18 protein-coding genes are annotated in these 18,994 nt (G+C 73.2%); 14 read left to right on the plus strand and 4 right to left on the minus strand.

The genetic code is table 11. The annotated features are described in order from the left end of the window. The first annotated feature begins 84 nt into the window (after positions 1 to 84). Entirely contained in the window at positions 85 to 1,710 is a 1,626-nt protein-coding gene (groL, locus tag OG422_RS18660) for a chaperonin GroEL (protein WP_143941178.1), read from the plus strand. A 190-nt stretch (positions 1,711 to 1,900) separates the two neighbouring features. After that, positions 1,901 to 2,491 (plus strand): hypothetical protein, encoded by a 591-nt coding sequence (locus OG422_RS18665; protein ID WP_405743782.1) that lies wholly within the window; start codon positions 1,901 to 1,903, stop codon positions 2,489 to 2,491. 53 nt (positions 2,492 to 2,544) lie between these two features. Here the strand turns inward: OG422_RS18665 and OG422_RS18670 are convergent, their stop codons facing one another. Further along, positions 2,545 to 4,206 carry an alpha/beta hydrolase gene (locus tag OG422_RS18670; protein WP_405747878.1) on the minus strand — a complete coding sequence of 554 codons (1,662 nt, stop codon included), beginning with the start codon at positions 4,204 to 4,206 and terminating at the stop codon, positions 2,545 to 2,547. A gap of 195 nt (positions 4,207 to 4,401) precedes the next feature. On the opposite strand from OG422_RS18670, the gene OG422_RS18675 reads away from it, so the two are divergent. Beyond that, the gene (locus tag OG422_RS18675) at positions 4,402 to 5,346 is read left to right on the plus strand and encodes a MerR family transcriptional regulator (RefSeq protein WP_405743783.1); all 945 of its coding nucleotides are present in this window, start codon (positions 4,402 to 4,404) and stop codon (positions 5,344 to 5,346) included. Between the two features lie 79 nt (positions 5,347 to 5,425). After that, entirely contained in the window at positions 5,426 to 5,998 is a 573-nt protein-coding gene (locus tag OG422_RS18680) for a hypothetical protein (RefSeq protein ID WP_405743784.1), read from the plus strand. A 119-nt stretch (positions 5,999 to 6,117) separates the two neighbouring features. Here OG422_RS18680 and OG422_RS18685 read toward each other — a convergent pair whose 3' ends face one another. Beyond that, positions 6,118 to 7,176, minus strand: a complete 1,059-nt coding sequence (locus OG422_RS18685) for a hypothetical protein (RefSeq protein ID WP_405743785.1) — start codon at positions 7,174 to 7,176, stop codon at positions 6,118 to 6,120. Next, on the minus strand, positions 7,173 to 7,637 hold the full coding sequence (locus OG422_RS18690; protein ID WP_405743786.1) for a hypothetical protein: 465 nt from the start codon (positions 7,635 to 7,637) through the stop codon (positions 7,173 to 7,175). Before OG422_RS18690 ends, OG422_RS18685 begins: the two co-directional genes overlap by 4 nt. A 919-nt stretch (positions 7,638 to 8,556) precedes the next feature. On the opposite strand from OG422_RS18690, the gene OG422_RS18695 reads away from it, so the two are divergent. The 10 genes from OG422_RS18695 to OG422_RS18740 all read left to right on the plus strand — a co-directional run bounded on the left by OG422_RS18695 (position 8,557) and on the right by OG422_RS18740 (position 17,908). Then, a complete protein-coding gene (locus tag OG422_RS18695; RefSeq protein ID WP_405743787.1) occupies positions 8,557 to 9,276 on the plus strand; it encodes a hypothetical protein in 720 nt (239 codons plus the stop codon). A gap of 11 nt (positions 9,277 to 9,287) precedes the next feature. Continuing rightward, on the plus strand, positions 9,288 to 10,115 hold the full coding sequence (locus OG422_RS18700) for a hypothetical protein (RefSeq protein ID WP_405743788.1): 828 nt from the start codon (positions 9,288 to 9,290) through the stop codon (positions 10,113 to 10,115). Further along, positions 10,112 to 11,419: a CpaF family protein gene (locus OG422_RS18705; protein ID WP_405743789.1), complete on the plus strand. Its 1,308-nt coding sequence runs from the start codon at positions 10,112 to 10,114 to the stop codon at positions 11,417 to 11,419. The genes OG422_RS18700 and OG422_RS18705 overlap by 4 nt, the downstream gene beginning before the upstream one ends. A 7-nt stretch (positions 11,420 to 11,426) precedes the next feature. Further along, positions 11,427 to 12,395 carry a type II secretion system F family protein gene (locus tag OG422_RS18710; RefSeq protein WP_405743790.1) on the plus strand — a complete coding sequence of 323 codons (969 nt, stop codon included), beginning with the start codon at positions 11,427 to 11,429 and terminating at the stop codon, positions 12,393 to 12,395. Beyond that, entirely contained in the window at positions 12,392 to 13,309 is a 918-nt protein-coding gene (locus tag OG422_RS18715; RefSeq protein ID WP_405743791.1) for a type II secretion system F family protein, read from the plus strand. Before OG422_RS18710 ends, OG422_RS18715 begins: the two co-directional genes overlap by 4 nt. Positions 13,310 to 13,346: 37 nt before the next feature. After that, complete coding sequence (locus OG422_RS18720) at positions 13,347 to 13,592, plus strand: hypothetical protein (protein WP_143941189.1); 246 nt, start codon at positions 13,347 to 13,349, stop codon at positions 13,590 to 13,592. Positions 13,593 to 13,603: 11 nt separating this feature from the next. After that, positions 13,604 to 14,059 (plus strand): TadE family protein, encoded by a 456-nt coding sequence (locus tag OG422_RS18725; RefSeq protein WP_143941190.1) that lies wholly within the window; start codon positions 13,604 to 13,606, stop codon positions 14,057 to 14,059. 62 nt (positions 14,060 to 14,121) lie between these two features. Continuing rightward, positions 14,122 to 14,499 carry a TadE/TadG family type IV pilus assembly protein gene (locus OG422_RS18730; RefSeq protein ID WP_405747880.1) on the plus strand — a complete coding sequence of 126 codons (378 nt, stop codon included), beginning with the start codon at positions 14,122 to 14,124 and terminating at the stop codon, positions 14,497 to 14,499. Next, on the plus strand, positions 14,496 to 14,948 hold the full coding sequence (locus tag OG422_RS18735) for a pilus assembly protein TadG-related protein (protein WP_405743792.1): 453 nt from the start codon (positions 14,496 to 14,498) through the stop codon (positions 14,946 to 14,948). Before OG422_RS18730 ends, OG422_RS18735 begins: the two co-directional genes overlap by 4 nt. Positions 14,949 to 14,992: 44 nt before the next feature. Beyond that, positions 14,993 to 17,908 carry a BTAD domain-containing putative transcriptional regulator gene (locus tag OG422_RS18740; RefSeq protein ID WP_405743793.1) on the plus strand — a complete coding sequence of 972 codons (2,916 nt, stop codon included), beginning with the start codon at positions 14,993 to 14,995 and terminating at the stop codon, positions 17,906 to 17,908. Between the two features lie 31 nt (positions 17,909 to 17,939). Here the strand turns inward: OG422_RS18740 and OG422_RS18745 are convergent, their stop codons facing one another. Next, entirely contained in the window at positions 17,940 to 18,686 is a 747-nt protein-coding gene (locus OG422_RS18745) for a prepilin peptidase (RefSeq protein ID WP_405743794.1), read from the minus strand. Positions 18,687 to 18,994: the final 308 nt, after the last annotated feature.

Genomic DNA, 18,994 nt, shown 5'->3' on the forward strand with positions numbered 1-18,994 from the left:
CGGGCGCCAGCGCGGTCCGGAGGAAAGAGCCTCCACGCCTAAGGCGCGGGAGGTGCCCCCTTCGTCCTGGGAGGACCACTTCACATGGCCAAGATCATCGCGTTCGACGAGGAGGCGCGGCGCGGCCTTGAGCGCGGTATGAACCAGCTCGCCGATGCCGTCAAGGTGACCCTCGGTCCCAAGGGCCGCAACGTCGTCCTTGAGAAGAAGTGGGGCGCCCCCACGATCACCAACGATGGTGTGTCCATCGCCAAGGAGATCGAGCTGGAGGACCCGTTCGAGAAGATCGGCGCCGAGCTGGTCAAGGAGGTCGCGAAGAAGACGGACGACGTCGCCGGTGACGGCACGACGACCGCGACCGTCCTGGCCCAGGCGCTCGTCAAGGAGGGCCTGCGCAACGTCGCCGCCGGCGCCAACCCGATGGCCCTCAAGCGGGGCATCGAGACCGCCGTCGAGGCCGTCTCCGCCGCCCTGCTGGAGCAGGCCAAGGACGTGGAGACCAAGGAGCAGATCGCTTCGACCGCCTCCATCTCCGCCGCCGACACCCAGATCGGCGAGCTGATCGCCGAGGCCATGGACAAGGTCGGCAAGGAAGGCGTCATCACCGTCGAGGAGTCCCAGACCTTCGGTCTGGAGCTGGAGCTCACCGAGGGTATGCGCTTCGACAAGGGCTACATCTCGGCGTACTTCGCCACCGACATGGAGCGTATGGAGGCGTCGCTCGACGACCCGTACATCCTGATCGTCAACTCCAAGATCGGCAACGTGAAGGACCTGCTGCCGCTCCTGGAGAAGGTCATGCAGTCCGGCAAGCCGCTGCTGATCATCGCCGAGGACGTCGAGGGCGAGGCCCTGTCGACCCTGGTCGTCAACAAGATCCGTGGCACCTTCAAGTCCGTCGCCGTCAAGGCCCCGGGCTTCGGTGACCGCCGCAAGGCCATGCTCGGCGACATCGCCATCCTCACCGGTGGCACCGTCATCTCCGAGGAGGTCGGCCTCAAGCTGGAGAACGCCGGTCTCGACCTGCTGGGCCGCGCCCGCAAGGTCGTCATCACCAAGGACGAGACCACCATCGTCGACGGTGCCGGCGACAGCGACCAGGTCCAGGGCCGCGTCAACCAGATCCGCGCCGAGATCGAGAACTCGGACAGCGACTACGACCGCGAGAAGCTGCAGGAGCGCCTGGCGAAGCTCGCCGGCGGTGTTGCGGTCATCAAGGCCGGTGCCGCGACCGAGGTCGAGCTCAAGGAGCGCAAGCACCGCATCGAGGACGCCGTGCGCAACGCGAAGGCGGCCGTCGAGGAGGGCATCGTCGCCGGCGGTGGCGTCGCCCTGCTCCAGGCTTCCAGCGTCTTCGAGAAGCTGGAGCTGGAGGGCGACGAGGCCACCGGTGCCGCCGCTGTGAAGCTGGCCCTGGAGGCCCCGCTGAAGCAGATCTCCGTCAACGGCGGCCTTGAGGGCGGCGTTGTCGTGGAGAAGGTGCGCAACCTGGCCGTCGGCCACGGTCTGAACGCCGCCACCGGCGAGTACGTCGACATGATCGCCGAGGGCATCATCGACCCGGCGAAGGTGACCCGTTCCGCGCTGCAGAACGCCGCCTCCATCGCCGCGCTGTTCCTCACCACCGAGGCCGTCATCGCCGACAAGCCGGAGAAGGCCGGCGCGGCGGGCGCTCCGGGCGGCATGCCCGGCGGTGACATGGACTTCTGATCCCTGCCCCGTTCCGTCGCACGCGGCGGGACGGGCGGATCACCGTCCGCTGGTTCGCCGGGGCGGCACCCTTCTTCGGAGGGGTGCCGCCCCGGCGGCGTTTCCGGGGCCGGGTGACCTGGGGCGGCCCGCCCGAGGGAGCCTGACGGAACCACCCTCGCGGCCTGCCCGCCCTTGAGAGGGTGTGCTCATGTCACAGGCAGAGCTGATCACTTACGTCCGGATCGCCGAGGTGCTCACCGCGCTCGGCATGATCACGCAGGAGAAGGGCCGCGGCGTCGTCGAGGAGTTCCGGGACGTCGCGCACGAGGAGATCACACCGCTCCACCATGTCTCCTACGCCCTGGAGGACTTCGGCGCGGCCGTCAGCATCCACGCCGAGGACGTCGACTTCGCCGATGTCGCGTACGGCGAGTTGCTGGCGGACGCCGCGGCCCTCACCGGCGGCGCGGTCGAGGTGACGGAGTACCGCTTCGAGAAGGCGGACGAGGACGACCCGGAGGACGGCCGGGGCGTCATGTACTTCACGGCCCAGGGGCAGCGGCACTCCTTCGGTGTGGAGCAGGAGTCCAACGACTACTTCGACATCGGCGCGGCGCAGGCGGCCATCGAGGCGCTGAGCCCCGTGGACGATCCGCGCGACTTCCGCTGCGTCGACTACGGTCCCGAGGGCCCGTACCAGGGGTGGGACGCCATCATGGTCCTCGCCACGGCCGAACAGCGCGCGGCCCTCGGCCACCACCTCGGGCTGACCTTCGAGGACCCGTGCCACGGCCTGTAGGGCCCGCCCCCTACGGGCCGTGACGTCCAAGGCGCCCGTGGCGCCGGTGACTCCTACCGTTCCGTCAGTCGTCCCAGGACGGTCCGGAGCGCCGATCGGACGGCCGTACGGAGCGCCGCGGGGTCGGCGTCGGAGTGGTGGTCCGCGGTCTCGAAGCCGTGGTGGCCGTCGGGTACGTCGATCACCTCCAGGGTGGCCCCGTGTGCCTCGGCCGCCGTCAGGAACTCCGTGACCGTGGCGGCGATTTCGGGCAGTTCGCGACCGGCCCGGACCACGACGAGCGGCAGGTCGCCCGCGCCGCGGAGCGCCGCCGCCGGCCGGAACCGGTCGCCGTCCAGGCCCCAGTTGGGCAGGGGCGCGAGGATCGGGTAGCTCGCGGCGATGCAGCGCAGCCACGGCGGCGGGGCGCTCAGCCAGTCGGCGGCGAGCAGTCCGCCGCCGGAGAAGAACCACAGCGCGATCCGGTCGCCGTCCACCCGCGGATCTTCGCGGACCCGCGCCACCGCCGCCGCGACGTCCTCCGCCGCGCGCGGGTAGCCGTCGATGTCGTACAGCCGGTGGTCGAAGGTCACGCCGACCGCGCCGTGGGCCGCGGCGAGGCGGGCGTACCCGGTGAGCGTCGGCCACTCGCGCGGCGTCGGCCGGATGCCCTCGGGGATCGGCCCGCCGTGGACGACGATCACCGCTGGATGCGGCCTGTCGCCCCCGGGGAGGTGCAGATCGATGGTCTCGTTCCGCTCGCACGGCACCTCTGGTACGTCGAGGACGAACGGCCGCAGATGCGGCGGCGGTTGGCTGCCCGCCGGGGTGAGGCGGCGGCCCTCGCCCGCCGCCGCGCGCAGCAGGACGTCGGCGAGTCCGTCCGGGCAGGAGAGCATCGGCCAGTGCCCGGTGGGCAGTTCGAGGAAGCGCACACCGGGTGACGTGAGCGGCTGGAACGCCGGATCGCCGAGGCTGACCCGCATCTGGACCAGGTCGATGCTCGCGCCGTTGGCGGTGCAGAGGACGCCGGTGGTGGGGACGTCGGTGGCGGCGCCGGTCAGGTGCAGTGGCTGGAGGAGGGTGTGGAGCGGCTGCGGGACGGCGTCCCGGATCAGGCGCTCCAGGGCCGGTCCGGGGAGGCCGTCGGTGCTGCCCCAGCGGCGCCAGGCGGCAGCCGAGTCCGGGGGCGGGAGCGGCCCGCCGTCGGGTTCGGCGGACCCCGCCCGTGCGGCCAGTTCCTCCCGTACTCCCTGGTCAGGCACGGTGGCCCACGCCGGGTGTCCGTCCTGGGGCGGGGCTGTGTCCAGGGCGACGAGCCGCGCCACGCGGCCGGGGCGCCGGTCCGCGGCGCCCAGGGCCGGGTGCAGGCCGTAGCCGTGGCCGACGAGGACGATGTCCCGGGCGGCGGCGTCCGCATCGGCGGAACCGGCCTCGTCGCCGGGCCCGGCCGGGCCCCCGAGGTCCGCCGCTTCGGAATCGGCCGGGCCGCCTCTCCCCACCGCATCGATCACCCGCACCACCTCCCCGATATACGCCTCCAGGTCCGGCGCAGCCCCGCCCCCGCGCGCCCCCTCGGGCCCGACGAGCGTCACCGTGTGCGCCCCCGCTCCCGCAGCCCTGAGCCGCGCCGCCGTCTCCTGCCACACCCACCCGCCGGTGAAGGCCCCCGGCACCAGGAGGAAGTGGGTCCTGGTGTGCCCGTCGTGGGCCCCGATCCGCTCCGCATCGTTCATCGTTCGCTCCTCGCTCGTCTCGTCCATCGGGGGCGCTCCCCTGTACGCGTGGGATCGCCCCCGTACGGGGAGGGGCGCCCCGCACACGACGGTGCGCCCCCCCAGCCGGGCGGGCGGCGTACGGGCCGTCCCCCGACCGGCCCGTACGCACCGTGCCCGCCGGTACCGTAGGAACTCCCCCTGAGGGAGGTTCAAGTGACGGCATCCGACGGGCTGTGGAGCATCGGTGAGCTGGCGGAACGCGGCGGTGTCACCGTCAAGACCGTGCGGTTCTACTCGGACCGGGGGCTGCTTCCGGAGCGGGTGCGGAGTGCGGGCGGACATCGCCGGTACGGGCCCGACGCCCTCGACCGGCTGCGGCTGATCCGTTCGCTACGGGCCCTGGATCTGCCCGTCCCGGAGGTGCGGCGGATCGTTGACGACGAGGCGGGGGCGGGCGGCGCCCTGGAGGATGCCGTCGCCGGGCAGTTGCGGCAGCTCGGGGACCGGATGGCGGCGCTGCGGTGGCGGGAGGCCGGGTTGCGGCTGGTGCAGGAGTGCCCGCCCCAAGAGCGCGCCGATCGGCTGCGGCTCATCGGGGCGGTGACGGCGCCGCCCAGTACCGCGCCGCTCGCCCGGTTCTGGCGCGCCTGGCTGCCGCCGCGGATGTCCGGCCGCGCGGTCGCCGCCTTCCTGGAGCAGGCGGTGCCCGCGCCGCCGGACGATCCGACGCCCGCGCAGGTGCTGGCCTTCGCCCGGCTGCACGCCCTGGTGACCCGCCCGTGCGACGGCTCTGCCCGCCCCCGGCCCGCCGCGCACCGCTCCGGCCCCGGTTTCCGCCCGGAGGTCCTCTACGACGGGCTGGGCGAGGCGTACGAGCTGGCGGCGGCGCGGCTGCGGCGGGACCGGGCGCCGCACCCGGGGGAGGCGCTGGACTGTTTCGTCGCCGCGTACGCCGCCTCCGGTGGCGCCCGGGACACCCCCGATTTCCGCCGTCAGCTCGCCGCCCACCTCGCCGCGGACCCGCGTCTCGACCCGTACTGGGCGCTCACCGCCGAGGTCCTGGGCCCGCGCGACGGCCGTCCCGTGCCGACCCCGGGCACCACGCACGACTGGCTGCTGGCCGCTCTGACGGACGAGGTGGCCGCCCGCGCCGCCTGAGCCCCGGACCGGCCCGGCCTTCCCAACTACCTGCACTGTGAGGCCACATGGTGTCGTACCCCTCTGGCAGGATGCCTGTATGTCGAACATGCAGACGATGACGTACGCGCGGGTCGGAGCGGTCCTTGAGAAGGCCGGTGTGGTGGCGCCGGAGAAGGTCCGGCAGGTGCTCGCGGAGTACACGCAGTGGGCGCAGGACTCGCTGCGTCCGTACGAGGTCGCCTGCGCGCTGGAGTCCTTCGGGATCGCGCTGTCGATCCACGCCGACGACATCGACTATCTGGAGCCCGGTTACGAGTACCTGCTGGAGCGCGCCGCGGAGCTGATCGGTGGCGCCGTCACCGTCACCAAGGTCCGCCTCGTGGAGGGCGACCGCTCGCCGGACGGCACCTCCCGGGACGACACCCTGGAGTTCGAGCGCAACGGCATCGCGGTCGCCGTCCCCGCCGAGCACTTCTCGGACGAGTACTACGACCACCTGGCGGCAACGGAGGCGATCGACGCGCTGAATCCGGGCGGCGACGATCCCCGGACCTTCCGCTACGTCGACTTCCCGCGCGAGAAGCACGGCGTCTACGACACGATCGTCGCCCTCGTCACGCCGGAGCAGGCGACGGCGCTGGAGAAGGGGTTGGGGCTGACGCTGCGGTGACGCGAGGTCGTTCCCGGGCCTGAAGCTCGGGCGCGGCAGGCGGCGTTGTACGTGGCGCCGAGGCGCGTGGTGTCCTCCCGCCGCCGGTGGGGTCCCGATTCCGGGGTGCGCCACGGGCGTCAGCGGTTGACGGCCTGCGCCTCTTGGACGTGGAGAGGGATACCGGTGCCGAAGGTGCCCTCGGGAAGCGTCCCGCCCGCGCCGCCCGAACCCTTCCAGGAGACCCGCCAGGTGAGCGTCGCCTTCAGGCGGTAGGGACCCGTGTGGGCGGTGGAGTGGCGGTAGGTCACCCCACAGGGCGGGGGTTTGAGGCCCGAGCCTTTGGTGTAAGGCTGTCCGATCTGGCCGTCGTGCATCGGGCAGGTGCCGGAGCTCGGTGAGAGGTCGGCGTCTTTCGTGCCCGGATCGAGGTGGAGGCCGACGGGAGTGGCGGTGGTGGTCGCCCACAATCCCGAGCCGGGCAGGCTGGCCGTGACGCTCACCGGTGTGAACTTGGCGCCGTCCAGCCATATCCAGGTCGGGAGATTCACGGTCTGCCTGCCGTCCGGATTGAGGGAGACGACGGTTCCCGGAATCCGCACGGAGCTGTAGGCGTACCCCGCGAGAATTTTCGGGGAGATGCTCTCCGGGTAGGGCGGGGGGCTGCCGTTGGGGATCCAGTGGATGAGTTCCGTACAGATGAGGTCGTCGTCGCGCCCCGTCTCGACGTTCGGGTTCAGAACGGCCCGGTACCACATCCCCTTGCCTTGCTGGGAGATGTTGTAGTTGCCGTACTTGCTGAACTCCTGCCCCAGAAGACCGGACGCGTTCCTCTTCTTGTAACTGCTCTCGAAGAGCTTGGCGTCCCACCTGATGGAGGTGTTGACGAGGCCGAGCCCTCCGGTCTTCTTGAGTTCCTGCACGTTCTCTTTGAACTGTTTCGGCGTGGCCATGGGCTCGTACCAGCACGGGGGCGGCGTCCAGTCGGGATTCGCCGGGGTGAGGCGGCCGGTGCCCGGTGAGCCGCCGGAGCGGCTGATCTTGACTTTTGTCTGCGTCGCTTCGGCGGTCAGGTGGGATGCGTGGATGCCGGAGAGTACGTCACCGCCGTCCCCGACATCGGCGCGAGCGGTGGAATGCCAGGCGGAAAAGACTAGTGCCACGGTCAGTGCGGATATTGCCCGGAGCCTGCGTTTCATGCCGTGCATCGTCCCCTTTCGCCGCTCATCGCGTCGGTCTTCCAGACGCCGTTCGCTCCCTTTTTCATGCCCAGGATGTAGAGCACGTAGCTTTTCGCGGACGCTTCTGTGGTGTGGACCTTCCCGCTCTTCATCTCTTTCGAGAAGGCTTTGGTCTCATCCGTGCAATAGCTGAGGCTTACGTAGTTCTCGGCGAGGAATTTAACGCGGGGTTTGTAGTAGCGAAGATACCCGGTCAAAGTGTGACCCTTGTTCTTGAACTGGCCGACCCATTCATGAACGGAGCGCAGTGCCGGTCCGTCGTTGTAGAAGGCCACTTCGGGGGCGTCGGGGTCCGATGTGAAGATGGCCGAGTTCGTGGCGAGTGCCTGTAGCTTCCCGTCCAGGAGTACGGCATTGGTCTTCTGGTCTTTGGAGGACCAGTTCTCGAACTCCTCCCTGAAATTCTTGTCGGTCTTCAAGACGGGCCGCCCCTCGGAACGCGTCCCCCCGGAAGGCTCCCCCGTAGTCGAAGGGCTCGGCTTCTTTTCGCCACCGCCTGCTCCCGTGATCTCTCCCGAAGGCTTGGGGTCTTGGGTGCTGCCTCCGCAACCGGTCAGGAGCAGGGACGCGCCCGCGGTGAGAGTGGCGGCCAGCATCAGAGGGCGGCGGAACACAGGCAACTCCATGGGTATGCGCGCTGGTTGGCGCCATGGCGGTGGTGATCCGGGTGAGGTCCGTCATGGCTTCGGGCATGACTGTTCTGTTGCTGCTATGTCTCTCGGTACCCCTCCCGATGTCCTGAAGCACCAGTTCCGGTGAAGAAGTGCTCACGCTGGTATTTCCGTGCAACAGATGAGGTGTGGTACCGGCGTTGACGGTGTGTTCGTCATGCCTGAGAACACTTCTTCGGGAGTTTCGGACGGGTGGCGTTTCGGACGGATCGAGCGGTAGGCGTGCGGCCTTGTCGCTGTCGCGTCGGCCGGTCCCGACGCCGACGCCGACGCCGACGCCGACGTCGACGCCGGGGCCGCGCCGCGTCCGGGCGGGCGCCGTCCATGGCGACTGGCCGGTTGACGTCGGTCGCGAAAAACCGGACGCCGGGGTCGGATCGCGGCGAGGAGCTGCACCCGAATCGTCCACCACGGACTTTCACCGGAAAGAGTTTTCTGGGTACGGCGGAGAAAAGCGGGTGCGGAGCGTTGGATTCCGGCCGGAGTTACCGGCCGGAGTTACGGGGAAGTTGTTCTCTCTTGAGGGGCTGGTGAGCGGCTGATACGGTTCCCGGGCTTGATGGTTGACCGTTTGTCGCAGTGAAATTCCGACCCGTTCCGATGGGCTGCGCGGCGGCACTCGGGAGACATCCGGGGGGATCTCTTGAAGACTCAGCAGCGTGCGCCGGTGGGGCCTCGAAGCGGCGGTCCGGGGGGCACGTCCGCCGGTGAGCGGCTGCCGGTCACGCCACGGGAGCGGAAACCGGCGCTCGCCGCGCTGGCCGTGCTGCTGATCCTGGCCGGGGCGCTCGGGTCGACGCTTCTCGTCCTGCGGGCCGGGGAACGCGTCGAGGCCATCAAGGTGACGCAGCGCGTCCCGGCCGGTGAGCCGGTTCCGGAGTCGGCCATCGCCTCCGTCATGGTGGCGAAGGACTCCGACGTGCCCTACGTCGAGTGGTCCCAGCGGGGTCTGCTGGGCACATACCGTGCGGCGACCGATCTCGTCGAGGACTCCGTGCTGGTGGGCCCGATGCTCACCGAACAGCAGGGCCCGAAGGCGCATCAGGTCGTCGTGGGGCTGTCGTTGAAGAGCGGGCAGTACCCGGACGGGCTCCGGGCCGGGGACACGGTCGCGGCCTACCGCGCCGGGACGGACGGAGCGCGGTCCTCCTCCGGCGGGTCCGGCGCCGACGACGGCGGGGCGGGAGACGGCGATCCCCTCCTCGTCGACCGCGCCAAGGTGCAGCGGGCCGGGGCCGGGGCCGGGGCCGGGAGCGACGGTGACGGCGCCGGTGGGGGCGACCTGCCGGTTTCCCTGGTCGTCGAGCAGACCTCCGCGCCGCGGCTGACGCAGGCCGCCGCGGCGGGCGAGGTCACGCTGGTGCTCGTGCCCGCGCACCGCGGCTGACGGGGCACGGGATGACGCTCATCGCCCTCGCCGCCGACAAGGGAGCCCCCGGGGTCACGACCACGGCCCTCGCACTGTCCGCCGTCTGGCCACGCCGCGCGCTCCTGGCAGAGGTCGATCCGGCCGGCGGCGACCTGGTGTACCGCAACGTCGCCGCTCACGGCGGCGCGCTGGACCCGAACCTCGGACTGCTGTCGCTGGCCGCCACCGCGCGGCGCGGTCTGGTCGCCGAGCAGGTGTGGGACCACGTCCAGCCGATGTCCGGCGGGCTCGATGTCCTCGTGGGGCTCGGGACGTCCGAACAGGCCGCCGGTGTCTCGGGGCTGTGGGCCACCCTGGGGCGGGCGTTCGTGGAGCTGGGGGAGTCCCCGCGGGGCGCGGCGGACGTCATCGCCGACTGCGGACGGCTCGGGACGGACTCCCCGGCGGCTGAACTGCTGGCGGACGCGTCCGTGCTGCTGCTGGTGTCGGGGCCGGAGCCGGAGCAGCTCGCCCGGGTCCGCGACCGGGCCGCGGCGCTGTCGGCGCAGCCGCCCGGCGGGCCGCGGGCCGCCGTCCCCGGTGTGCCGTCGGTCGGGGTGCTGCTGGTCGCCGAGCCGTCCCGGGCGGCGCGGCTGGCCGGCGAGGTCGACGCCATGCTGCGCCGCGCCCAGGCGCGGGCCCAGGTCATCGGCACGATCGCCCGGGATCCGGTCGGGGCCGCCCGGCTGGCGGGACGCAGAGGGGGACGGGTGGACAGGACGTTGCTCATCAGGTCGGCGCGTCAGGTCGTACGGGACCTCTACCGGCGGTACGGCGCGGCCTGGCTGCGCGGGCCGGGCCCCGAGGCCGGCCGATGAACGCCGTCGACCACCAGTTGATCAAGCGGTTCCGGCAGGAGGCCGGCGACCGCATCGCCGAGCAGCGGCGCATCGACCAGGCGTCCGGGCTCGCCCCGATGACGGGCGAGGACGAGCGGCAGTACGCGCGGTCGGTCATCGCCCAGATCCTGGAGGAGCACGCGCGGGCGGAGATCGCTCTGGGGCGGACGCCGCCGGACGCGGAGACCGAGGAGGCGTACGCGGCCGGGGTGCACGCTGCCCTGTTCGGCGTGGGGCGTCTGCAGCCGCTGCTGGACGACCCGGAGGTCGAGAACATTGACATCAACGGCTGCGACCGGGTCTTCGTCGGGTACGCCGACGGGCGCGAGGTGGTCACCGATCCGGTGGCCGAGTCGGACGAGGAACTCGTCGAGCTGATCCAGGTGCTGGGTGCCTACTCCGGGCTGTCGTCGCGGCCCTTCGACACCGCGAATCCGCAGCTCGATCTGCGGCTGCCGGACGGTTCGCGGCTGTCGGCCGTGAGGGAGGTGACCCGCAGGCCCGCGCTGTCGATCCGGCGGGCCCGCCTGGGCAAGGTGTTCGTCGCCGACCTGGTGGGCAACGGCACGCTGACGCCGGAGGTCGGGGCGTTCCTGTCGGCCGCGGTGCGGGCGCGGAAGAACGTCATGATCGCGGGCGCGACGAACGCCGGGAAGACCACGCTGTTGCGGGCGCTGGCCAACGAGATCCCGTCCGCGGAGCGGCTCATCACGGTCGAGCGCGCGCTGGAGCTGGGGCTGGAGCAGTTTCCCGAACTCCACCCGAACGTCGTGGCGTTCGAGGAGCGTCTGCCCAACTCCGAGGGCCAGGGCGCCCTCACGATGGCGGAGCTGGTACGGCGGTCCCTGCGGATGAACCCCTCGCGGGTCATCGTCGGCGAGGTGCTGGGCGACGAGATCGTCACGATGCTCAACGCCATGTCGCAGGGGAACGACGGGTCGCTGTCGACGATCCACGCCAACGGCAGCGCCGAGGTCTTCAGCCGCATCGCGACCTACGCGCTCCAGGCGCGGGAGCGGCTGCCGATCGAGGCCACCCACATGCTGATCGCCGGGTCGGTCAACTTCGTCGTCTTCGTCGAGCGGCGCAACGCCTACGCCACCGGGGGACGGCTCACCCGCACGGTCACCTCCGTCCGGGAGGTCAACGGCATGGACGGGCGGGTGCTGTCGAGTGAGGTGTTCGCCGAGACCGCCGACGGGCGGACCGTGCCCCACGCCCCCCTGTCCTGCGCGGAGGAGCTGGCCGCCTTCGGCTACCGCACCGGCCGGTCGTGGGGGTGAGGCGGGGATGAGCGGATTCGGGGCGTCGGGCGGCCTGTTCTCGCTGCCGGTGCTCGCCGCGCTGCTGTGCGGCGCGGGGACCGGCGGCGGTCTGCTGCTCCTGATCGTCGCGGTGCGCGGTCTGCCCGCCGGGTCCGGGCGCACGCGCGCGGGCGAGCGGGGGCGGGACCTCGCCCGGTTCGCCGGCCGCCGGGGCTCCCTGGCGATCGGGGTCGGGCTGCTGATGCTGCTGCTGACCCGGTGGATCGTTCTCGCCGTCGCCGCCGGCGCGCTCGTCCTCGTCTGGCACCGCTTCTTCGGCGGGGCGGCCGAGGAGCGGGCGGCGATGCGGCGGGTGGAGGCGCTGGCGGCGTGGACGGAGTCGATGCGGGACACCGTCGCCGGTGCGGTCGGGCTGGAGCAGGCGATCCCGGCGTCGGCGCGGGCCGCGGCGCCCGCGCTCCGCCCCCACCTGGACGCCCTGGTGGACCGGGTGCGCGCCCGCACCCCGCTGCCCGCCGCGTTGCAGCAGCTCGCCGACGAGATCGACGACGCGTCCGCGGACCTCGTCATCGCGGCGCTCATCCTCAACTCCCGGCTGCGCGGCCCGGGCCTGCGCCAGGTCCTGGGCGCGCTGGCCAGGGCGGCGCGGGAGGAGGTCGGCATGCGGCAGCGGGTCATGGCCCAGCGCGCCAGCACCCGGCGGAGCGTGCAGATCGTCGTGGGCGTCTCGGTGGCGTTCGTCCTGGGCCTGTCGGTCTTCAACCGCGGCTTCGTCGCACCGTACGGAACACCGCTCGGGCAGGTCGTGCTGGCGGGGGTGTGCGGGCTGTTCGCGCTGGGCTTCGGCTGGCTGCGGAAGCTGTCGCGCGTCGAGACGCCGGAGCGGTTCCTGATCCGGAACGAGCCGGCGGCACACCCCGACCGCCCACGGACGCCCTGGGCGTCGCCGGGGCCCGGCGGGGGACGGCCGGGGGAGGGGGCGGTCCCGCGATGACGGCGATGGTGCTGAGCGGTGCGGTCTTCGGGCTCGGCGTGTACCTCCTCGTCCGCGCGTTGCTGCCGTCCCGCCGGGGCGCGGTGGCGACGGTGGCCCGGGTGGACGCGCTGCGCGCCCGTGTCGCCGTGCCGGGACCGGCGCGGGCCGCCGCACCGGTGACGGGCCGGCTGGCACCGCTGCGCGCCCGGGTGGGCTCGCGGGTGGCCGCCTGCTACCGGCGGCAGGGGTGGGAAGCGCGGTCGCTGCGGGCGGATCTGGCGGTGCTCGATCGCGGCTGGGAGCCCTTCTTGGCCACCAAGGTGCTGCTGGCCGCGTGCGGGCTGTTCTTCGGGCCGCTGGTCTTCGCCGTCCTGTGGGCGGCGGGCTTCGGCAGCGGTCCGGCCGTACCGCTCTGGCTGGCCCTGCTGTTCGCCGCGGTCTTCTTCGTCCTGCCCGACCTGGAGGTGCGGCGGGACGCGGTCGTACGCCGCCGGAACCTGCGCCGGGTGATCGGCGCCTATCTCGACCTGGTGGCCATGAACCTCGCCGGCGGCCGTGGCCTGCCGGAGGCGCTGACGGCGGCGGCCGAGGTGGGCGACGGGTGGGCGCTGCGGCGGGTCCGCGACTGTCTCGCCGATGCGCGGATCACCGGCACGAGCCAGTGGGACGCGCTGGGGCGGCTCGGCGAGGAGCTGGGCGTCGACGAACTGCGCGACCTCGCGGCCTCGTTGGGCCTGGTCGCGGACGACGGGGCGAAGGTCCGCGAATCACTCGCCTCACGGGCGGAGACCATGCGCCAACGCGAGCTGGCGGAGATCGAGGGCGGCGCGGGCGAGAAATCGCAGTCGATGCTCGTGGCCCAACTCCTGCTCTGTGCGGCGTTCCTGGTCTTCCTCGTCTTTCCGGCCGCGATCCGCGTGTTCCAGATGTGACCCGTACCCACCATCAGCTTCAAGGGGGAACCCTGAGATGAGTACTCTGCGCTTCCGGCACCCGGCCGTCGACTTCTTGATCGTCCTGCTGCGGGCGCGGCTGGCGCGTGCGCGCTCCGGCGAGGCGGACCGCGGGGTCTCCGCGGTCGAGTGGGTGATCATCTCCGCGGTGGTGGTCGCCATCGTCGGGGTGGTCGCCTTCATCATCAACAACGCGCTCAGGAGCGGTGCGACGAAGGTCGGCGACTGCATCAAGGGTGCCTCCGCGAGCAAGACCTGCTGAAGCGCCGCGCGATGAGCCGGGTCCGGCAGGGCGGGCGAGGGGACGTACGCCGCAGCGGGCGGGCGGGCGCCGCGCGGCGCGACGCGGGCATGTCCGCGATCGAGTTCGTGGTGCTGACCCCGGTCCTGTTCTTCATGATCTTCGCGACGGTGCAGTTCGCCCTGTACTTCTTCGCCGACCACGTGGCGCAGGCGGCGGCCCGTGCCGGTGCGCGCGACGCCCGTGCTCAGGCGGACGACAACCCCGGTGGCTGGCGGGGCCGGGCCACCTCCAAGGCGGACAGCTACATCGAGCAGCTGGGGCCGCGGCTGCTCGTCGCGCCCCGGGTCCGCGCCGTCCGGCCGGAGCCGGACACGGTCGGCGTGGAGATCACGGCCCGGGTACCGAACGTCTTCCCCGGCCTCCACTTCACCGTCCACGCCCGGTCGCAGGGGCCCGTCGAACGCTTCGTACCGGAAGGGAGGTGACGGACGTGCACACGACCCCGGGGGCCGGCGACCGGCCGGACGTGTCCGGTGCGGACCGGGGGATGTCCTCCGTCGAGGTGGTGGTCCTGGCACCGGTCCTCATCCTGTTCGTCCTGGTCATGGTGGCCTTCGGGCAGCTCGTCGACGGGCGCGGGGCTCTCGACGGCGCGGCCCGCGACGCCGCCCGCGCGGGCTCGATCCAGCGGGACGCCCCCGTCGCCATGAGCGAGGCGCACAAGGCCGCCGAGGCCGACCTCGCGGACATCTGCGCCGGGCCGGTCACGGTGCGCCGGACCACCGTCGGCTTCACGCCCGGCGGGCTCTTCACCGTGGAGGTCGGCTGCGAGATCCGGGGGCTGGCCGTGCTGGGCCTCGACATCCCCACCCGCCTCACCGGCCGCGCCACCTCGCCCCTCGACCCGTTCCGGCGGGCCCGGTGAGCGCGCGCCCCGGCCGCCGGGTCGGACGGCGGGCCCGGGGCGACCGCGGGTCCGGCAGCGCCGCCGTGCTCCTCTTCGCGGTGCTGTTCCTGGCCCTGGCCGCCTTCGTCATCGACGGCGGGCTCTCCCTCGCCCAGCGCGAACGCGCCGCCGACATCGCCGAACAGGCCGCCCGCTACGCCGCGCAGGACCTCGACGTGGAGGCCATCCGCGAGGGCCGCGACGACGCCCCCCTCAACTACCGCAACTGCGGCAGGCGGGTGGCCGCGTACGTCCGCGAGGCCGGTCTCTCCGGGCCGGATGCCGCCGCCTCCCACTGCCGCAGTGCCGACACCGAACGGGTCGAGGTGGAGGTCCAGCTCACCTACCGGCCCGTGCTGACCGGGCTCTTCTACGACGGAGCGATCACCGTGCGCGGAACCTCCACGGCCGAATCCCGCACGGGTTGAGTCACCCGCCGTCCACACCGATCCACGATCCGGGAGCGAGCGCCATGGCCCGACAGATCCCGTACACCGCGCCTCCGCCCACGCCGCCGCCTCGCGGGCCCCGTGGTGCGGGCGACGTCCTGCGGGCCCTGCTCGCGGCCCTCGCCCTGGCGGCGTTGCTGATCGCGCTGCCCGTCGCCCTCGTCCACTTCGTCGGCTGGCCGCTGCCCGACTCCCTGCCGTCCCTGTCCACCCTCCGGCAGCCGATCACCCCGGCGACCTTCGTCGATGTCCTCGCCGTCGTCGTCTGGCTCGCCTGGGCGCAGTTCACCGCCTGCGTCCTGGTGGAGGTCAAGGCGGCGGTGTCCGGCGTCGGGCTGCCCGCCCGGGTGCCCGGGGCCGGGCCCAGCCAGCTCATGGCCCGTCAGCTCATCGCCGCCGTCCTGCTGCTCGGCGCGTCCGCCGCGAGCCTGGCACCGAGCCTGTCCTCCCTCGCCCCCGGCGACGCCGCACCGCGGCGCGCCCCGCTGACGGCGACCGCACCGCAGGACCCGGCCGCCCAACGGAAGCAGCCCGGCCCGTCCCCCGAGGCGGACCGGCAGCGCGGTACGGAGTCCCGGCCCGGGGACCCGCGGGGCGCGGCCGCCGCGGCGCCGCGTCCGGGCGTCCGGGCGACGAAGTTCTACCGCGTCCAGCCCCCCGAGGGTCGCCATCACGACTCCCTCTGGGAGATCGCCCGGCGCCATCTCGGCGACGGGCGGCGGTACCAGGAGATCTACGAGCTGAACAAGGACCGTCCCCAGCCGGACGGCTCCCGTCTCTCCCTCGCCAGTCTGATCCGGCCCGGCTGGATCGTGGAGATGCCCGCCGACGCGCACGGCGGCGACGTTGTGGAGATGCCCGGCGAGGCACCGGGCACCGCCCCCGGCGTCCGGAAGCAGATCGCCGCGTACGCGGAGACGGGTGCCGTACACCCCACCGCGGATGACGGCCCCGGTGCCCGGCGCGAGGCGCCCCGGCCGCCCGCGGACCACGCCGCCTCGCCCGCGTCACCGTCCCCGCCCATCGGTGAGCACGCCGTCGAGGTCCACGGCGCCCCGGCCGCCGGTCTGCCCGAGGCCCTGCTCGCCGCCCCGCTGCTCGCCGCCGGTCTCCTCGCCGCGCTGGGCCGCCGTCGCCGCGCCGCGCTGTGGGACGCGGCGGCCCGCGCCGTACGCCCGGTCCGCCACCGGATGCCCGTCCCCGAAGGGCCCGCCACCGACGCCCACGACGCCCTTCTGGCGGGCGCCGACCCCGAGGCCGTACGCGACCTCGACCGGGCCCTGCGCGGCCTGACCCGCACGCTGACCGTGGCCGGCCGCACCCTGCCCGCCGTCTACGCCGCCTGGCTCACCCCGGACGCACTCCATCTCCAGCTGGCCGACGAAGCCGGACCGCCGCCGGAGCCCTGGGAGCCGGGCCAGGACCAGATGTTCTGGCGCCTGGAACGCGCCGCCGTACCCCGGCTGCGCCAGGACGAGGAGACCGCGGCGCCCTACCCCGGCCTGGTGAGCCTCGGCACCCTGGACGGCGCCCGCCTGCTGCTCAACCTCGAAGCCGTGCCCGGTCTCGTCACGCTGACGGGCGCCCCCGCGGCGCGGATCGCCGTCCTCTCCTCCCTCGCCGCCGAACTCGCGACCAACGGCTGGTCCGACCGTATGACCGTCACCCTCGTCGGCTTCGGCGCCGGTCTCCCGGCGCTCGCCCCCACCCGGCTGCGGCACCTGCCCGACACGGCCGCGCTGCTGGAATCGCTGGAGGCGGAGACCGGGCACCGCCGCCGCGCCCTCGCGGCCGCCGGACACGACTCGGTCCTCACGGGACGCACCGGCCGGGCCCGGCACGCCCAGTCGGCGCCGCACCTCGTGCTCCTCGCCGCCGAGCCCTCGCCCGACGAGGCCCGGCGCCTGGCCGCGCTCGCCGCCGACTCCGGCCGCCTGGGCATCGGCTACCTCCTGGCCACCGCCACGGCGGACGTGCCCGGCGCCACCTGGCAGCTGGAGATCACCCCCGAGGGCCGGCTGATCGCCCCGCTCCTCGGCCTGGACCTGGCCGCGCAACAGCTTCCCGACGCGCAACACGCCGCCGTCGTCGCGCTCTTCGCCTCCGCCGCCCCCACCGACGACGGCCCCGGCCCCACGGCACCGGCCCTCGCCGTCGACCTCACCGGCCCCACCCCGCCCGCCGTCTACGCCCGCATCATCGGCCCGTACAAGATCACCGGCCTCGGCGCCCCGGTAGCCGAACGTGGCGCCCTGCTGCGCGAGGCGCTGGCCCTGCTCCTGCTGCACCGCGAGGGCGTCCATCCCCGTGTCCTGGCCGCGGCCCTGTGGCCCCGGGGCGTGACCCCCGACGTCCACGATGCCCTGGTCACGCGCCTGCGGGCCTGGCTCGGCAGCGACCCCGACGGCGGCCCGCGCCTCACCACCGATGCCACGGGGCGGCTCGTCCTGGCGCCCTCCGTCGTCTCCGACTGGGACGTCCTGCAGAACCTGCACCACCAGGCCACCACGGGGCGCGGCGCCCACGACCCCGCGGTACGGGAGCGCTTCCTCACCGACGCGCTGGCCCTCGCCCGCGGTCCGCTGCTGGTCGACCGCCCCGAGGGCCGCTACGCCTGGCTTGCCCACGAGATCGCCGAGGCCCAACTGCGCTTCCTGCTCATCGAGTCCGCCCTCGACCTCGCCGCCCACCACCGCGCGCACGACCGTCCGCAGTCCGCCGCCACGGCCCTCGAAGCGGCCCTCGCCGCCGCGCCCGGCGACGAACGCCTCTGGCACGAACTCCTCCGCACCGCACACGCCACGGGTGACACCGAACGCCTCGAAGCCGTGGTCCGGCGCCTGCTCGACCACCACGCCCCGCCCCGCGGCCTGCCGCCCCAGACCCGGGCCCTCCTCGACGAACTCGCCCCGACGTGGCACGCGCGGACCGCGAACTGACCTGTGGAAGGCGGGAGTTCAGCGACCGGACCTAACCCGCCCCGACCACCCCGACCAGTGCACCCGCCAGCATGAACGGGCCGAACGCCATCGCCGTCCGCCGGTGCGCGCGCCGTAGCACCATCAGCGCCACCCCGAACAGCGCGCCCGCCCCGAAGGCGGCGAAGGTCCCCAGGAAGAGGGTGGGCCAGCCGTACCATCCCAGGAGCGCGCCCACGGAGAGCGCCAGCTTCACGTCACCGAGCCCCATGCCCGCCGGATTGACGAGGAAGAGCGTGCCGTAGAGCGCGGCGAGCGCCAGACTTCCCGCCACCGCCGTCACCCAGCTCCCGCCGTGTCCGGGCAGCAGTGCGGCCGCCCCCAGGAGCGCGACGGTCGCGGCGGCCAGCGGTAGCGTCACCACGTCCGGCAGCCGGTGCACGGCCCCGTCCACCGCCGACAGCAGCACTGCGAACGGCGTGACGACCAGCAGCACCGCCAGCTCCGGACGGGCGCCCACCACGGCGGCCAACAGCCCGCACACCAGCGCCGAGACGGCCGGGGCCACGCCCCTCCCCGGCCCGTACCGGCACGCGCCCCCGCCCTCCGGGCGCGCGTCCGAAGGGCACCGGGCGAACCCGACCCAGCCGCCCCACGGCCCCGCGATCGCATGCCCCCGAGGACACCGCGCACGCCAGGGCTCCGCCGCGTCGACCGCGAACCGGTAGGCGGCACGCGGCACGAGCGCTCCGGCCGCGCCGCCGAAGACGGCCCCGAGAAGAGTCAGCGTCAGCTCCACGTCGGCACCGTAACGGAGGGGCTGCTGCCGTGGACGCGGAACAGGGAGGGTGACCTGCGCCGCGCCGGCTTTCCGGGTGGGACGCATCTCCCCTCTGCCCAGAATAACTACCGTCCGTCACTGGCGGGGAGGGTGGCGCATGACAGGAAGGCCGCGCCGACTTTGCAGAAGGGACCTCCAACACCCCGGATTGTCGCGCGTGTTACCGCCGCGTACGCGGGTAGATCTCCTACCGTTGCCGGTGGGGTGCTACCCATGACCGGGGGTCGGAATCTGTCGGGAGTCGGACTCTGTGATCACGTTGCGTG

This window comes from Streptomyces sp. NBC_01525 (assembly GCF_045040405.1).
GTDB lineage: Bacteria > Actinomycetota > Actinomycetes > Streptomycetales > Streptomycetaceae > Streptomyces > Streptomyces benahoarensis.

Excerpts from the sequence above, each read along its gene's own strand:
- groL (WP_143941178.1), top strand. The coding sequence starts at position 85 with ATGGCCAAGATCATCGCGTTCGACGAGGAGGCGCGGCGCGGCCTTGAG.
- OG422_RS18665 (WP_405743782.1), top strand. The coding sequence starts at position 1,901 with ATGTCACAGGCAGAGCTGATCACTTACGTCCGGATCGCCGAGGTGCTC.
- OG422_RS18670 (WP_405747878.1), bottom strand. The coding sequence starts at position 4,206 with ATGAACGATGCGGAGCGGATCGGGGCCCACGACGGGCACACCAGGACC.
- OG422_RS18680 (WP_405743784.1), top strand. The coding sequence starts at position 5,426 with ATGTCGAACATGCAGACGATGACGTACGCGCGGGTCGGAGCGGTCCTT.
- OG422_RS18685 (WP_405743785.1), bottom strand. The coding sequence starts at position 7,176 with ATGAAACGCAGGCTCCGGGCAATATCCGCACTGACCGTGGCACTAGTC.
- OG422_RS18700 (WP_405743788.1), top strand. The coding sequence starts at position 9,288 with ATGACGCTCATCGCCCTCGCCGCCGACAAGGGAGCCCCCGGGGTCACG.
- OG422_RS18705 (WP_405743789.1), top strand. The coding sequence starts at position 10,112 with ATGAACGCCGTCGACCACCAGTTGATCAAGCGGTTCCGGCAGGAGGCC.
- OG422_RS18710 (WP_405743790.1), top strand. The coding sequence starts at position 11,427 with ATGAGCGGATTCGGGGCGTCGGGCGGCCTGTTCTCGCTGCCGGTGCTC.
- OG422_RS18715 (WP_405743791.1), top strand. The coding sequence starts at position 12,392 with ATGACGGCGATGGTGCTGAGCGGTGCGGTCTTCGGGCTCGGCGTGTAC.
- OG422_RS18720 (WP_143941189.1), top strand. The coding sequence starts at position 13,347 with ATGAGTACTCTGCGCTTCCGGCACCCGGCCGTCGACTTCTTGATCGTC.
- OG422_RS18725 (WP_143941190.1), top strand. The coding sequence starts at position 13,604 with ATGAGCCGGGTCCGGCAGGGCGGGCGAGGGGACGTACGCCGCAGCGGG.
- OG422_RS18730 (WP_405747880.1), top strand. The coding sequence starts at position 14,122 with ATGTCCTCCGTCGAGGTGGTGGTCCTGGCACCGGTCCTCATCCTGTTC.
- OG422_RS18740 (WP_405743793.1), top strand. The coding sequence starts at position 14,993 with ATGGCCCGACAGATCCCGTACACCGCGCCTCCGCCCACGCCGCCGCCT.